The sequence below is a fragment of the Pseudovibrio sp. FO-BEG1 genome (assembly GCF_000236645.1).
In the GTDB taxonomy this organism is placed as follows: Bacteria; Pseudomonadota; Alphaproteobacteria; order Rhizobiales; family Stappiaceae; genus Pseudovibrio.
Map to the genome: position 1 here is coordinate 4,945,798 of NC_016642.1, position 13,888 is coordinate 4,959,685.

The 13,888-nt window shown below is 54.6% G+C and carries 15 protein-coding genes; 5 read left to right on the forward strand and 10 right to left on the reverse strand.

Annotated features, from left to right (window positions below; all coding sequences use genetic code 11):
* Positions 1 to 313: 313 nt before the first annotated feature.
* The gene (locus PSE_RS22205) at positions 314 to 1,060 is read right to left on the reverse strand and encodes a YafY family protein (RefSeq protein ID WP_193384379.1); all 747 of its coding nucleotides are present in this window, start codon (positions 1,058 to 1,060) and stop codon (positions 314 to 316) included.
* A 101-nt stretch (positions 1,061 to 1,161) separates the two neighbouring features.
* On the opposite strand from PSE_RS22205, the gene PSE_RS22210 reads away from it, so the two are divergent.
* Positions 1,162 to 1,881 (forward strand): glutathione S-transferase family protein, encoded by a 720-nt coding sequence (locus PSE_RS22210; protein ID WP_014286854.1) that lies wholly within the window; start codon positions 1,162 to 1,164, stop codon positions 1,879 to 1,881.
* Positions 1,882 to 1,921: 40 nt separating this feature from the next.
* Here the strand turns inward: PSE_RS22210 and PSE_RS22215 are convergent, their stop codons facing one another.
* The 3 genes from PSE_RS22215 to PSE_RS22225 form a co-directional block, all read right to left on the reverse strand.
* Entirely contained in the window at positions 1,922 to 2,440 is a 519-nt protein-coding gene (locus tag PSE_RS22215) for a peroxiredoxin (protein WP_014286855.1), read from the reverse strand.
* A 75-nt stretch (positions 2,441 to 2,515) separates the two neighbouring features.
* The gene (locus PSE_RS22220; RefSeq protein ID WP_014286856.1) at positions 2,516 to 4,552 is read right to left on the reverse strand and encodes a TRAP transporter permease; all 2,037 of its coding nucleotides are present in this window, start codon (positions 4,550 to 4,552) and stop codon (positions 2,516 to 2,518) included.
* Between the two features lie 86 nt (positions 4,553 to 4,638).
* Positions 4,639 to 5,658 carry a TAXI family TRAP transporter solute-binding subunit gene (locus PSE_RS22225; RefSeq protein ID WP_008552841.1) on the reverse strand — a complete coding sequence of 340 codons (1,020 nt, stop codon included), beginning with the start codon at positions 5,656 to 5,658 and terminating at the stop codon, positions 4,639 to 4,641.
* 471 nt (positions 5,659 to 6,129) lie between these two features.
* Here PSE_RS22225 and PSE_RS22230 point away from each other — a divergent pair, with 471 nt between their 5' ends.
* On the forward strand, positions 6,130 to 7,194 hold the full coding sequence (locus PSE_RS22230; protein WP_041768758.1) for an alpha/beta fold hydrolase: 1,065 nt from the start codon (positions 6,130 to 6,132) through the stop codon (positions 7,192 to 7,194).
* 107 nt (positions 7,195 to 7,301) lie between these two features.
* On the opposite strand, the gene PSE_RS22235 is transcribed toward PSE_RS22230, so the two are convergent.
* Positions 7,302 to 7,556: a hypothetical protein gene (locus tag PSE_RS22235; RefSeq protein WP_008552915.1), complete on the reverse strand. Its 255-nt coding sequence runs from the start codon at positions 7,554 to 7,556 to the stop codon at positions 7,302 to 7,304.
* A 91-nt stretch (positions 7,557 to 7,647) separates the two neighbouring features.
* Between PSE_RS22235 and PSE_RS22240 the strand changes: the two genes are divergently transcribed.
* The gene (locus tag PSE_RS22240; protein ID WP_014286858.1) at positions 7,648 to 8,520 is read left to right on the forward strand and encodes a DMT family transporter; all 873 of its coding nucleotides are present in this window, start codon (positions 7,648 to 7,650) and stop codon (positions 8,518 to 8,520) included.
* A 164-nt stretch (positions 8,521 to 8,684) separates the two neighbouring features.
* Here the strand turns inward: PSE_RS22240 and PSE_RS22245 are convergent, their stop codons facing one another.
* A complete protein-coding gene (locus PSE_RS22245) occupies positions 8,685 to 9,437 on the reverse strand; it encodes an inositol monophosphatase (RefSeq protein WP_041769132.1) in 753 nt (250 codons plus the stop codon).
* A 234-nt stretch (positions 9,438 to 9,671) separates the two neighbouring features.
* Here PSE_RS22245 and PSE_RS22250 point away from each other — a divergent pair, with 234 nt between their 5' ends.
* On the forward strand, positions 9,672 to 10,115 hold the full coding sequence (locus PSE_RS22250) for a DUF3429 domain-containing protein (RefSeq protein WP_075700705.1): 444 nt from the start codon (positions 9,672 to 9,674) through the stop codon (positions 10,113 to 10,115).
* A gap of 99 nt (positions 10,116 to 10,214) precedes the next feature.
* Here the strand turns inward: PSE_RS22250 and PSE_RS22255 are convergent, their stop codons facing one another.
* The 4 genes from PSE_RS22255 to PSE_RS22270 are packed head-to-tail and all read right to left on the reverse strand — an operon-like array spanning position 10,215 to position 12,416.
* Positions 10,215 to 10,592: a TIGR01244 family sulfur transferase gene (locus PSE_RS22255; RefSeq protein ID WP_008552848.1), complete on the reverse strand. Its 378-nt coding sequence runs from the start codon at positions 10,590 to 10,592 to the stop codon at positions 10,215 to 10,217.
* On the reverse strand, positions 10,582 to 11,472 hold the full coding sequence (locus PSE_RS22260) for an MBL fold metallo-hydrolase (RefSeq protein ID WP_083841606.1): 891 nt from the start codon (positions 11,470 to 11,472) through the stop codon (positions 10,582 to 10,584). The genes PSE_RS22255 and PSE_RS22260 overlap by 11 nt, the downstream gene beginning before the upstream one ends.
* Before the next feature lie 49 nt (positions 11,473 to 11,521).
* A complete protein-coding gene (locus PSE_RS22265; protein ID WP_008552810.1) occupies positions 11,522 to 11,962 on the reverse strand; it encodes a DUF6691 family protein in 441 nt (146 codons plus the stop codon).
* A 1-nt stretch (position 11,963) separates the two neighbouring features.
* Complete coding sequence (locus PSE_RS22270) at positions 11,964 to 12,416, reverse strand: YeeE/YedE family protein (RefSeq protein WP_051125949.1); 453 nt, start codon at positions 12,414 to 12,416, stop codon at positions 11,964 to 11,966.
* 308 nt (positions 12,417 to 12,724) lie between these two features.
* Between PSE_RS22270 and PSE_RS22275 the strand changes: the two genes are divergently transcribed.
* The gene (locus PSE_RS22275; RefSeq protein WP_008552877.1) at positions 12,725 to 13,873 is read left to right on the forward strand and encodes an acyl-CoA dehydrogenase family protein; all 1,149 of its coding nucleotides are present in this window, start codon (positions 12,725 to 12,727) and stop codon (positions 13,871 to 13,873) included.
* Positions 13,874 to 13,888 lie beyond the last annotated feature (15 nt).

Consider the following 13,888-nt stretch of genomic DNA (forward strand, 5'->3'; position numbering starts at 1 on the left):
AGAACTCATAGAAGAGGTTGCAAACGGCATACGCCAAAATGCCGGTAGGTAGACTGACGATGTACCCTAGGTATTGGAAAGCTCGTGGCTCATCAGCAGCAGCCTGATGGTAATCCCATAACGCATAATACATCGCAGCAAATCCAGCTAGCATTGCAACTAGAAAATGAAAGATGTGTGCGGATTGCCTATTTTCAAAGTAGTCGTCAGCTTTGAACCGAAGAAAAATTCCCTCTGAAATTCCGGCTGAAATCAAGGATACGACGAGTAGAGTGAGAATGAAAAAATACATATAGTATTGATAGGGCTCACACTAACTCGTTGCAACAGGCAAGCCTTCTTTCGCAGCCTTCTCCGCCGCCTCTTTCTCCCGTCGTGCCAGTTCCAGCTTCCACCAGCGATCACGTAGGGTGACACGGTTTTCGCGGTAGCGGTCTTCCAGCACCTCCATGTGGGTGACACGGTCTGTCCGGAAGGCCCGGAAGTCCTTGCGCAGCTCACACCACGCCACGATCATTCGAGACTGCGCAAAGAACGTCAGGCTCAACGGCCATATGAGTCGCTCACTCATCTCCCCCTGCGCATCTTCGTAAGTAAGCCGCAACTTGTTCTGCCCGCGAATGGCCTGCCGAACATCCTTCAGTTCAATACGCGCTGTGGGAATAGGCTCCACCCCAAAGTCCGGCGCATACAGCGGTGCTTCAATAAACTCATCCCGCGCTTCTGGAGAAAGCACCGCTGCGATCTTGGCAATCACGTCACTGGCCGTGCGGATAAGCTGCTCATCCCCACGCACCTGCACATGGCGCAGACCCATCATCACCGCTTCCAGCTCATCACTGTTGAACATCAGCGGCGGCAGATCATAGCCCTCATCCAGCACATAGCCGACACCCGCTTCTCCGCGGATCGGCACTCCGGTTGATTGCAGGCTGACGATATCGCGATAGAGCGTGCGCACAGAAACCTCTAGTTCCTCTGCCATCACATCCCCGGTCACCGGCCCCCGATGACGCCGCAGCAACTGCACGATCTGCAGCAACCGATCTGCCCTGCGCATGAAATCCTCCAGAAATTTGTCAGAAGCCAAACACTCCTGACACCATGCTGTCAGGAGCACCTTGCTACCAATCCCCCAGCAAACACAAGCGGAGAAAGCAAATGCTCACACATCACAAATTCAGCGCTAAACTCGACGGTGTCAGTGCAAGCCCATTTTGCCTGAAGGTAGATATCCTGCTCGCAATGGCAGGTCTATCCTATGACGTTCTGGAAGGCCCGGCAGCACTACAGACCGCGCCAAAAGGCAAGCTGCCCGTGATGAAGGATCAGGAGGAACTTATTGCTGATTCCGAGTTCATCAGACGGCATTTGGTGATCAACTATAACGCTGATTTCTCAGGCGGTTATTCTGAGGCAGAGCTGGCTGTCGCCCACGCTTTCATGCGCATGGCAGAGCATTCTCTTTACTTCGTGACCGTCTGCACCCGCTGGCTGCCGGATGAGAACTTCGCTGTCATCGAAGATCAGTTCTTCGGCATTCTGCCACCGGAAATGCGCAGCGCCCTTGCGAACGAGTCCCGCAAAAGCGTCATCACCAAAGTCAACAACCACGGCTACGGCCAGCACACATGGGAAGAGCGCCTCGCACTGGGCCGTGCAGATCTGCAAGCCATCTCTACCCAGCTCGGTGACAAGCCATACCTGCTCGGCGATCGCCCGTGCTTTGCTGATGCCGCCGTTGGTGCCCAGATCCTCTGTGCTCTCTCCAATCTGCCATTCTCGGGCTGGAGAAAAACCGTCGAGCAGTTCCCCAACCTTGTCGCCTACGCCAACCGCATCAAAGAGGCCTACCCGGAGGAGGCAACCGAAGCCGCATAAACAAAACACCCCGCCGGATTGGTGCATCCGGCGGGGTTTATCACTCAGCCTGCTTCAGATAAGCAATCACATCTTCAGCATTTTTCGCCGGATCGCTCACCGGATACATGATGTGCTCAACCACCCCATCTTTAAGGATCATGGTCAGCCGTTTAAGCAGAACCATGCCACCCGCTTCAAAGGTCGGCAGCTCCATCGCCTTGGTCAGGGCCAGATCTTCATCAGAAAGAAGAGCAAACGGCAGATGCAAACGCTCGGCCGCTTCTCTCTGAAACACAGTTGATTGAGTCGAAAGCCCGAACACCGCTTGCGCACCAGCATCCTTCAGCTCACTGAAGTGATCCCGAAACGCACAGGACTGAGGCGTGCATCCGCGCGCGCCCGGTATCAGATCCCACCCTTCGATTGGTCCCTCATCAGGAGGACTTGTTCTCGGATACGCATAGATAACAGTAATGCCGGGCAACGCCGAAACATCCACCATCTCGCCACTCGTCGCCCGCAACGCCAGCTGGGGAAGGCTCACCCCAAGCAAACTCTTCGTATCACTCTCAGTCACTCAAACCATTCCTCAATACCACCCTGCCGAACCCATTCATCCGGCAAGGTTATTCTCACAAAACAATCACCAGCACTAAGCGTCTTGCATCACCAACTGTTGGTTCTTGCGGGCGAGCATTTGCCGCACGATAACCGGTAGCATCAACACCCCGCCAATCGCCATGGTTTGTATGCCCGGAGCCACGAAGAACATGGCTGCGAAAGCTGTCCAGTATCGCTCCAGCTTGTTCAGCCCGGCCAGCATGTAGCCAGAGAACGCAACACCCAGCAGACCAATGCCAACCATGGCACCGGAAAGGGTGATCAGGAAGTCGTACCAGGTGAACTCAGGCGTCACCAACAGCAAGGCTGGTGAGTAGACAAACACAAACGGCACCAAGGCCTTCGCGATACCAAGACGGAACGCGGTGTTACCGGTCTTGAACGGGTTCGCCCCTGCAATGCCAGCCCCTGCATACGCTGCCAATGCTACAGGTGGCGTCACATCCGCCAGCACACCGTAATAGAACACGAAGAAGTGCGCCACGAGCGGCTGAACGCCCAACAGGCCAAGAGCCGGTGCTGCAATGGAAACCAGAATGATGTAGGTCGCCGTTGTCGGAATGCCCGCCCCCATGATGATGCAGGCAATGGCCGTAAACAGCAGGGTGAAGAACAGCGTCAATGCATTCTGCGTTACGTATTCTGCAAGCATACCGGAGGCAATAAACCCACCCAGATCAGACGCCGCCTGCGTCACCACAAATGACAGCCGGAAGCCAGTGCCCGTTAGCGTCACCACACCAACGATGATGCCCACCGCCGCCGCAGCCGCACCAACGGCCAGCGAGTACTTTGCACCCGTCGCCAGAGACTCAATCAGATCCTTGAGGCCCATCCGGTTATGCGGGTTCAGGAAGCCAACAACCACACAGGCCGTGATGCCCCAAACCGCTGCAAAGTCCGGCGTTTTGCCGGAGACAATCAGATAGACCAGAATGCCCAGCGGAATGACCGAGAGCCAATGCTGCTTCATCACCAACAGCGCTTTCGGCAGCTCATCCGCAGAAAGACCACGCAGCCCAAGCCGCTTGGCTTCCAGATGCACCATCACGAAGATGCCGAAATAATGCAGCAGTGCCGGGAACATCGCTGCCAGCAAAACCTCACGGTATGGGATCTCCAGAAACTCCACCATGATGAAGGCAGCAGCCCCCATAATCGGCGGCGTAATCTGCCCACCTGTTGATGCCGTCGCCTCAACCGCGCCAGCAAAATGCGGCGGATAGCCAACTTTTTTCATGGCCGGTATGGTCAGCGAACCCGTGGTCACCGTGTTGGCAATGGAACTGCCGGAGATCGTACCCAGCATAGCGGAGGAGAAGATCGCAACCTTGGCAGGCCCGCCTGCGTAACGCCCGGCAATCACAGAAGCCAGATCAATAAACAGCTGCCCAAGGCCAATGCGAGTGGCTAAAACTCCAAACAAAACAAAGAGGAACACATACTTGGCCACCACCCCGATGGCGATGCCGTAAATGCCCTGGTTCGTCATGTAAAGGTGATTGATCAGCCCCGTCCAGCTCGCCCCCGGATGCTTCAACGCCCCCGGTGCAAACATGCCAAACACGGCATAACCGATAAAGATCAGCGCAATAAGCGGCAGGGTCGGCCCAACGGATCGGCGCGCAGCTTCCAGCACCAGCACCAGCAACACCGTGCCCATAAACACATCAATCGGCGCAGGTGCCCCAACGCGGGAGGCGACCGCCTCAGCTGGCAACAACGGTAAATACATTGCCGCAGCCACAGCCATCACCGCCAGCACAACATCCCACAGATGCACACCACTGGGACGCCACCAAGCAGACGGCGCCGGTTGGCTGCTCGTGCTCTTGATAAAACTAAAAAGAACAAACACCAGCCCCAGCACAAACGAGAGGTGAATGCCGCGATGGACAAGCTCCCGAATAAGCCCAAAGCCGGACGCATAATAATGGTAGAGCGACATGGCAACGAGTGCCGCTGTTATAACAACAGCCAGCACTGGCCCAGCCGCTCTGAAGGTTAGATCCGGATCGTATTTGCGTTCCAGATCCTCAAGGGTTTGATCTGTCGTATTGTGAGACATCAGCCCTGCGTTTCTTTTAGATTGAAAACAGCAGCGCCCGGCAGAGGTCTACCGGGCACCACAAAATTCTCAAAGAAGGTCTCAGCTTACTTCAGCAAGCCAGCTTCTTTGTAGAAACGCTCAGCACCCGGATGCAGCGGCACGCCAAGGCCGTCCATTGCAGTTTCCATGGTGATGGTTTTGCCCTTCGCATGGCCAACATCCAGCAGCTTGCGGGTCTTGTCGTTCCAAAGCGCCTTGGTGATGTTGTAGATCAGCTCATCATCTTCCTTCGCACTGGTGATCCACTGCGCACCAACGGTCAAAGTGGTTGTGGCATCAACACCCTGGTATGCACCCGCCGGAATGTCAGAGCTTGCAAAGAAGCCGTACTTCTCAACCAGACCTTCTGCTTCAGGGCCAGTGATTGGAACGATCTTGATGTCTTCCGCAGACGCTAGTTCAACCACCGCACCGGTTGGGAAACCAGCCACCACGAAGAACGCATCCACCTTGCCATTACGCAGAGCTTCCGCAGCCGCAGAACCTTTCAGCGCTTCAGCAGTGATGTCGGAAGTGGAAAGGCCATAAGCAGCGAGAATCAGGTTCGCGTCGGTGTATGTGCCTGAACCCGGCTCATCCAAAGACACGCGCTTGCCCTTCAGATCAGCAACGGAGTTGATGCCGCTGTCAGCTTTTGCAACAAGGTGGATGTGCTCAGGGAACAGCGCCGCGATGGAACGCAGATCCTTCATAGGCTCCTTGCCTTCCATGGTGCCAGTACCGGAAAACGCCCAGTACGCCACATCAGACTGCGCGAAACCGGAGTTACGCAGACCGGAGTTGATCGCGTTCACGTTATCAACGGAACCGCGGGAAGAAACCGCAGAAGCAATCAGGCCCGGCACACCACAGGAACCACCTGCATCACAGGCGCGGGAACCCGGAGGATTGGAGATCGCATTGGCGATCATACCGCCAACCGGATAGTAGGTGTAAGCCGTACCACCTGTGCCGATGGTGAAGAACTTGAGATCCTGCGCCAGAGCCTGACCAGAAAACAGCGCCGCGCTGCCAACAATGGCTGCAGCCGTCGCCAGTTTGGTAATGGAAGAAAGAAGCGTCATAAGCCCCCCGGAAAAATAAAAGAGAAGCAGGAAGCTCTACAACACGCACGCGCCATAAAATCGTCTGCCCCAAACACTAAGAAAAGCCGGTGCAGTCACTGAAAAAAGCTAAGCGGACGCGCGGCTGGTGTGATGAAGTGAACAAAAAATATTCACGCGAATTAGAAAACACTCTTCAACCATAGATCGCAAGCGAAATACGAGATTTTTCGTAGGCAAGCGCAAGAAAATATAATTCTAAGTCATTCCAGACGCGCCTGACGCACAATTATGTCAGACAAGCCCGCATTTCAGAACAAAAGCTACAAAACGCATTCATGAGCGAAATTCCGCAAGAAATGCGAAGCATGAAGAAATTCAGTTGAGTACAGTCCTGAAACGACATTTTTCACCGTGCACGTTGTCTCCGCTATAGACCGGATAGGTGCACATATGATTCATTGGGCTCCGCTGCAATGAAGGAGTGGTTTTATGAGGGTAAGCGGCAAAAAGATGCTTCTCTTTATCGTTATTCTGGTTGGCTTGCTTTTCGCCGGTGGTGGCGCCTTTGTCTGGTGGATGATGCAACAGCCGATGTTCAAACTCGGCACCGTTGCCCAGCGCACAGACCTGACGCCTGTCGGCATTTTTGATGACTTCTGGGAAGTCTCTCCGGGCGTGAAGCTCAAGCACTTCTCAACTGGTGAAGGCCGCAACATCCTCTTCGTGCACGGCGGGCCTGGCATTCCAACAATGGAGAGCGCACCAGGCTTTGACCTGCTCTCAGATGAATACCGCGTCAATTACTATGACCAGCGCGGCGTAGGCCGCTCCACACGCCCCTTCGACCGTTTCCCGGCAGAAGACAGTTCATGGACAAAGATCCAGCTGCTGGAAAACACCCTCGGCATCAGCCAACAGCTGGCAGATATCGAACGCATCCGCAAACTGCTGGGCGATGACAAGCTCATCCTCATGGGACACTCTTACGGCGCCCTACTCGCATCGCTCTATGCCGCGGAGTTTCCGGAGAACGTCGACAAGCTGATCCTGCTTAATCCGGCAGACCTGCTCGTCTTCCCTTCTGGCAACAAGGGCCTGTTTGAGAATGTCCGCGAACGCCTGCCAGAGCGCGACCACAAAGCCTACGATAAATGGCAGCGTCGCTATCTCGACCTCATGCAAATCTTCAAGGAAGATGAAGCCAGCCTCCAACAGCTGGATGCAGACTTCCTGCCGTTCTTCATCAAGGCAACTGGCGACACCATCGAAGGCGCTCCGCCAGTCTCACCGGATCTTTTCGGCAGTTGGTACACCCGCGCCCAGTTCTTCGGCCTTGGCAGACGCCATGACTGGAGCGCACACATGGGCAACATCACCGCCGACACGCTGATCATCCACGGCAGCAAGGACTTCCAGCCACTCGCCGTCTCAGAGCTTTACGAACAAGCCATCCCAAACGCACAGCTGGTTGAAATCGAAGAAGCCGCCCACTTCCCACACTTCAACAACGCAGAAGCGCTGGAACAGCAACTGCGTCCGTTCCTGAACAAGTAACCACCACACGATGCACACTCCCGGTCGAACCGGGAGTGTGCTGCATTCTATTCAGCGCAGAGCGATCAAGACGCCTCCCGCATACCGCTGAACCTCTCAAAGAAGCGTCAGTCTTCCGCTTCAATCAGCTTGTGGCTGTCTTCAGCTGTTAGGTCGAGCCCATAGGCCTCGCGCATGCTGGCGATGAAGGCCAGTGTATCCGGGCCAAATGGTGCCTTGCCTTCAAAGCTGTGCAGCACGATGCCCTCAAGCAGATCCCCCAGCCCCATCTCATGATGAGCAGCCACGGCTTTCAGCACCTTCAGCACCCGCTTTTCCAACCGCACGCCGGTCTGCACCCGTTCAATCTTACGTCGTGCCATGACAACTCCTCGCTCACTGGATGGTTTACGTCACAAACGAATCTGGTAACATGGTACCAAGTTACCAAATTCATATCTTGGCGGTTCTCCCATGTCAAACAACATCAAAGGGGTCCTTTGGGGCCTTCTTTCTGCTGCGCTGTTCACGCTCGTGTCAGCGCTCGCCAAGATCGCGGTTATTGAGTATCACGTGCTGCAAATCCTGTTTGTCAGGCAATGCATTGTGTTTGCCTCTGCTTTGCCAGTGCTGCTCAAAACCTTCCCCCATGGGTTCAAAACTCAGCACCCACTGCCCCACGCACTGCGGTTAGGCGGTGCTTTTGTTGCCCTCTCCACTGGCATCTGGGCCGTTGCCCTGCTGCCTCTCACCACCGCAACCACGCTCGCCTTCGCCAAGGTCTTCTTTGTCGCTCTTCTCGCCTCCCTGTTCCTGGGGGAAGCCACCACAAAAACCCGCGTGCTCGGCATCGCCCTCGGTTTCCTTGGCGTGCTGATCGTTGTCCGCCCGGGCTTTGATGGCCTTGCCAGCCTCTATGCCCTTGTCCCCCTTGCCGGGGCGTTGGGCGCTGCCGTTGCTGTCGTGTGTGTCCGCAAACTCTCACAGACAGAAAGCACAGCCACATTGCTCGGCTATCAAGCCGTCTTTGTCGGTCTCATGGCGGGCCTGCCCATGTTCTGGCTCTGGAAGACACCAGACCTCTTCGGCTTCGTCCTGCTCATCTCCATGGCCCTCATCGCCACACTGGGCCAATGGATCGGCATCAAAGCGCTCAGACTGGGCGAGGCCAGCCTTGTCAGCAGCACGGAGTACTTCTCCCTCATCTACGCCGCCCTGCTCGGACTTGTCCTCTTCTCAGAGCTGCCAGATGCCTTCACCCTCATTGGAGCAGCCACCATCATCTTCTCTGCCCTCTACATGATGCAGAAAGAACACCGCCGGAAAGCATCGCTCAAACCAACCTAACCCGGCCAGGTGCGAGGGGAATAACTTTTGCTGGAAAGCTAGCGGAGGGGCATTGGTGGTGCCACGAGACCATCAGCCCTTAACAACGCAGAAAAAACGCTAAGAACGCAAACGAACGCACAAAACAACGCAAAAGCAGATATCCCCGCTCTGCCCGTTGAGCTTCAAAGGTACGGCACCAGAATATCTGAAAGCACTGAACCCTTCGGATAAGCGAAGACGCTACCGCGCTCATAAACGTAAGGCCCAACCTCAAGACCAGCCTCAGCACAGATGAGCTGCCCGGCCAACACATCCCAACTGTTCACGCAGCCGTTGTAACAGCCATCCACCTGCCCCGTCGCCGCCTGACACAATGCCCAGGCCGCAGATCCGCAAATCCGGATCTGATGCTGCTCAGCCACCAACTGATTGACCTTATTGAGGAAATCGAGGTTATTCTCTTGCTTGTAATTGAAGCACAGATTTACCACCAGCTCATGATCACAAGCCTGCCGGGGTCTTAATTTCTTGCCATCCTCAAACGCCCCAATCCCCCGCGCGGCATAAATCGTCCGCCGGTGAAAAGGCGCATGAATAACGCCAACAGCTGGTCCCTGCTCGTCAACAAAAGCCATGGAAATACAAAAGTCTGGCCGGCCATAAAGGTAATTGGTCGTGCCATCAATCGGGTCAATAACCCAGCACGGTGGCTCCAGCACTCCGCCGGTTTCTTCCCCTTTGAACCCATGCTCCGGGAAGGCCTCTGACAGCGCTTGCTTGATACGCCGCTCAACCTCACAGTCCGCTTCGCTCACGTAATCCAACAAGCCCTTGCTGCCAATCTGCAGCTTGTCTCGGTCATGAAACACCTCAAGAGCATAAGCACCAACCTCCTCTGCAATCAGTCTGGCTGTGGTGAGTATCTCTTGCTGCATGGTGAGCACTTTCGTTGGTTATGACCGTCAGGTGGTGCCCTTTCTGCGTATCTCCGAAAAGTGGGAACCGGTTTTCGGATTAAGATACGCAAAAACAAGGCCTAAAGCAGTTTTATCGCAAACTGCCTTTAGGTATTGAGCAGTTCATTCAAAAGAGCAACTTCGTATCAGGACTACCTTCAGCCTTAACCGCTAGCCTTTATCAGGAGTAGAAATGAGCTGGACTAAAACCTGATGAACCGAGAACTCCCCGTGCTCTATGCTTGCCTCGCTCTGGCCGGAACCATTCCATTTATCGCCGGAGCTATAGGTTTATCAGTGGGTTACTCGTTTCTACCGGTGGTTGGCGCAACGGTCATCGCGGTCAGTCTCTATGCCCTTGTCATCCTCTCCTTCATGGCCGGAAGCCAATGGGGCATGTTCTTCATCGCCCCTCACCCAAGACGCGCCTGGCTGCTGCTATGGAGCAACTTTGTCGCACTTTCCGGCTGGTGCCTGTTCCTGTTTACCGCGCCGATCATCTTCATCCTCGGACTTATCATCCTCTTCTCAGGCATGCTGTTTGTTGATTTCTATCTTCAGAACCTGGAAATCACGTCGCGAAACTACCTCGGCGTACGCATCACAGCCACCATCATCACGCTGATCGCACTGGGCGTGATCGCTCTCAATGTCTGAGGCTTATCCCCCTCAGACGCTTTCAATCCTCCTCATTCAACAAAAATGCCAGCAAGGTCTCCCTCACTGGCATCTTCAAATCTAACTGCTTGGCAACGCTTACATATTAATGGAGCGCCACAGCATGGTAGACCGGTTCCCACTCCGGCAATATGCCAAAACAGGTCTTGGAGCTTCCGCAAGAAAATCGATCAGCTCCTGGCCAGCCTCTGCGAAATCTGTCCCCGGTCCAATCGGAATGTAAATGTGCTCCAGCCCCTGTTCCTCAGCAGCACCAGAAACCTCCAGATAAGTCGGTTGGTTCGGCGCTTCATCATCAGGACGGTTACAGACGATAGACCGGAAACCCTGCTCACGCGCCTTCTCCATGTCCTCCGGATAGAGCTGCCCGGCAACCCAGTAATCCTCGGCAAGTTGACGCGCACGCAGCTGACCACCGCCGCCGCCTGAAATTTTCTGAAGTAGACTAGAGAACATTAACTGGCACTTTCAAGTAGGTTTGACCGGTTTCGTTTTCTGCCTCAGGCAAACGACCGGCCCGCATATTCACCTGAATGCTCGGCACAATCAGGTTAGGCATATCAAGCGTTGCATCCCGAGCTTCGCGCATTTCGACGAACTTTTCACGACTAGTACTATTACCTACATGAATGTTCTCTTTTTTCTCAGCGCCAACGGTTGTTTCAAACAGAATATCACGCCCGTTTGCGCCATAGTCGTGGCACATGAACAAACGCATTTCATCCGGCAAACTCAACACCTTATGGATGGAGTCATACAGCACAGAAGCATCCCCACCCGGGAAGTCAGCACGCGCAGTGCCGCTGTCCGGCATAAACAAGGTATCCCCCACAAACGCCGCATCACCAATCACATGCACCATGCACGCTGGCGTATGGCCCGGCGTATGCATCGCAAAGCACTTCAGATTCCCGATCTGATAGGTATCCCCGTCCTGGAACAGCTTGTCGAACTGGCTGCCATCACGGGCAAACTCAGTGCCAGCATTAAACACCTTGCCAAACACGCCCTGAACAACTGTCACCTGTTCACCAATACCAATCTTGCCGCCCAGCTTCTCCTGAATATACGGCGCTGCAGACAGGTGATCCGCATGTACATGGGTTTCAAGCAGCCATTCCAGCTTCAGGCCATTAGAGCGGATGTACTCAATGATTTCATCGGCATGCTCAAAGCTGATGCGGCCAGCGGGATAGTCGATATCCATCACACTGTCGACAACCGCACATGCCTTTGTTTCCGGATCTGTCACCACATAGGTGATCGTGTTTGACACCGGATCAAAGAAGTCCTTGATTTCCACCTTCTGGTCCATCTGCACAGGATAGCTGCTCATAACCTTCTCCGCTTTAAATCTATGATTTATCTAAGAAATGCATGACAGATCAGGCCTGTTTGAGGGCTCTTCGCATCGAGAGATTGGCAACGAACTTCGCAAAGAGCATCCCTCCCGTCATACATAAAACAAACACGATCGCCTGAGGCGACAACAACGAAACTGAAACCAGTGCAGGCCCCGGACACAAACCGATTAATCCCCATCCCGCACCAAACGTGGCTGACCCGAAAATCAGCCGTTTATCGATCTGCTGAAACGTCGGGATCCGGAAATCATCTGCCACAAACGGGCGCGGCAGAAAGCGCGCCAGACGGAAGAACGGAGCCGCCACCAGAATGGCACCGCCCATCACAAAGGCGAGACTTGGGTCCCAGTTTCCAAACACATCAAGGAAGTTTTGCACCTTCAAAGGGTTGCTCATTCCCGCAATAACCAGACCAGCCCCAAAGGTCAGACCGGCGAATAATCCAGCGATAATCCGTTGCATGTTATCCCCCCACCACGTGGCGCAGAACAAACACAACTGCAATGCCGACAGACATGAAGGTGATCGTCGCAGCCAGAGAGCGAACAGACAGGCGCGACAATCCGCAAACCCCATGTCCACTCGTGCATCCGCTACCGAACACCGAGCCAAAGCCCACAAGAGCCCCCGCAACCGCAATCAGCGTCAGGTCTCCTGTAAACACCCGCTCAATCTCAAAACCTGCTGCCATAAGCAGCAGAGGCGCAAGAACAATCCCGACAACAAACGACAGCTGCCAGCCCTTCTCACCATGCACCCAGGCCGACTTGCCATTGGCAAGCGTACCCGGCTCAAACAAGCGGCTGTAAATACCGCTAATCCCTGCGATACGCCCATTGGCGAGCAGCAGGATGACCGTAGACAAGCCGATTAAAACGCCTCCGGCTAACGAGGCATATGGGGTAAACTCAGTCATGTTTTATACTCGTGCTTTCCCCTGCAGAGGAAAGTTCGGTTGATGGAGAATTTGACCGAAGGGTGCGCAACACCACGATCAAAAATAATATATTTTTCTAATTTAGTTATTTCTAATATATAAGCCGAATTCTGAGTGTCAAGTCGCTACCAACAGCAATTATGCCAATCACCTAATACTCATCGCCAGTTGCGCTGATTGATCCCCTCCCTTAGGCTTGCCGTATACGTAAAGAAACGACCCTGGATCGCTGTTGGGAGATGACGTGGGGATCCTGTCGTTTCACTTGGAAATACAAAGGGATGGATATGATTGACGAAGACCTGAAGGGTGAACTTGAGCTTTTTCGCGATAATGTAAAGCGGTTCATCGAAGCAGAGATTCTCCCGCACTACGACGAATGGGAGAAGGCAGATATCTTCCCACGTGACATCTGGAACAAGATGGGTGAGCAAGGCCTGCTCTCCGTAGACACCCCCGAAGAATATGGCGGGTTCGGCACCAACTTCCTGTTCTCCATGGTCATCATTGAAGAGTTCACCCGTGCCAACTGCTCCGGTCTGGGCGTGTCCCTGAGCGTGCACTCCGACATTGTTGCCCCTTATATCCTCAATCACGGCAGTGAAGAGCAGAAGAAAAAGTACCTGCCGAAAATGGTCAGCGGCGAATGCGTCGGCGCCATCGCAATGACCGAACCAGCAGCCGGTTCTGACCTTCAGGGCATCCGCACGATCGCCCGCAAAGATGGCGATGACTACATCATCAACGGCAGCAAAATCTTCATCACCAACGGCCAGCATGCCGATGTTGTGATCGTTGTGGCCCGCACAAATCTGGACGTCTCCGGCTCCAAGGGAACCAGCCTTTTCCTCGTCGATGCAGACAACCCAGGCTTCAAGCGCGGCCAGAACCTGGACAAGATCGGCCTGCATTCCTCAGACACATCTGAGCTGTTTTTCGAAGACCTCCGCGTCCCGGCCAGTGCCTGCCTCGGCAAGCTGGACACCGGCTTCCACATCATGATGAACGAGCTGCCACGCGAACGGCTTACCCTCGCAGTTGGCGCAGTTGCAGGCGCTGAAGGCGTGCTGGCAATGACCGCTGATTACGTCAAAGAACGTCAGGCATTCGGTCGCCCGGTCGCAACCCTTCAGAACACCCGCTTCAAAATGGCAGAGATGGCTACAGACGTCCGCGTTCACCGCGCGTTCGTTGATGAATGCTGTCGCCTGTTCCTGGAAGGCAAGCTCGATAACACCACCGTCAGCATGGCGAAACTCGGCACAACGGAAATGCAGGGCCGCGTCGTCGACGGCTGCCTCCAGCTCCATGGTGGTTACGGCTACATGAGAGAATACGGCGTTTCCCGCGCCTTCGTAGACGCCCGCGTTCAGCGCATCTACGGCGGTACTTCAGAGATCATGAAGGAACTGATCAGCCGCGAAGTGTTGGCATAAATTTCTTCAAGGGGA

What these genes read in the sequence shown, in the direction of transcription:
- PSE_RS22265 (WP_008552810.1), bottom strand. Translation starts at nt 11,962, where the DNA reads ATGCAACGGATTATCGCTGGATTATTCGCCGGTCTGACCTTTGGGGCT.
- PSE_RS22205 (WP_193384379.1), bottom strand. Translation starts at nt 1,060, where the DNA reads ATGCGCAGGGCAGATCGGTTGCTGCAGATCGTGCAGTTGCTGCGGCGT.
- PSE_RS22225 (WP_008552841.1), bottom strand. Translation starts at nt 5,658, where the DNA reads ATGACGCTTCTTTCTTCCATTACCAAACTGGCGACGGCTGCAGCCATT.
- PSE_RS22210 (WP_014286854.1), top strand. Translation starts at nt 1,162, where the DNA reads ATGCTCACACATCACAAATTCAGCGCTAAACTCGACGGTGTCAGTGCA.
- PSE_RS22220 (WP_014286856.1), bottom strand. Translation starts at nt 4,552, where the DNA reads ATGTCTCACAATACGACAGATCAAACCCTTGAGGATCTGGAACGCAAA.
- PSE_RS22245 (WP_041769132.1), bottom strand. Translation starts at nt 9,437, where the DNA reads ATGCAGCAAGAGATACTCACCACAGCCAGACTGATTGCAGAGGAGGTT.
- PSE_RS22230 (WP_041768758.1), top strand. Translation starts at nt 6,130, where the DNA reads ATGAGGGTAAGCGGCAAAAAGATGCTTCTCTTTATCGTTATTCTGGTT.
- PSE_RS22275 (WP_008552877.1), top strand. Translation starts at nt 12,725, where the DNA reads ATGATTGACGAAGACCTGAAGGGTGAACTTGAGCTTTTTCGCGATAAT.
- PSE_RS22250 (WP_075700705.1), top strand. Translation starts at nt 9,672, where the DNA reads ATGAACCGAGAACTCCCCGTGCTCTATGCTTGCCTCGCTCTGGCCGGA.
- PSE_RS22235 (WP_008552915.1), bottom strand. Translation starts at nt 7,556, where the DNA reads ATGGCACGACGTAAGATTGAACGGGTGCAGACCGGCGTGCGGTTGGAA.
- PSE_RS22255 (WP_008552848.1), bottom strand. Translation starts at nt 10,592, where the DNA reads ATGTTCTCTAGTCTACTTCAGAAAATTTCAGGCGGCGGCGGTGGTCAG.
- PSE_RS22240 (WP_014286858.1), top strand. Translation starts at nt 7,648, where the DNA reads ATGTCAAACAACATCAAAGGGGTCCTTTGGGGCCTTCTTTCTGCTGCG.
- PSE_RS22270 (WP_051125949.1), bottom strand. Translation starts at nt 12,416, where the DNA reads ATGACTGAGTTTACCCCATATGCCTCGTTAGCCGGAGGCGTTTTAATC.
- PSE_RS22260 (WP_083841606.1), bottom strand. Translation starts at nt 11,472, where the DNA reads ATGAGCAGCTATCCTGTGCAGATGGACCAGAAGGTGGAAATCAAGGAC.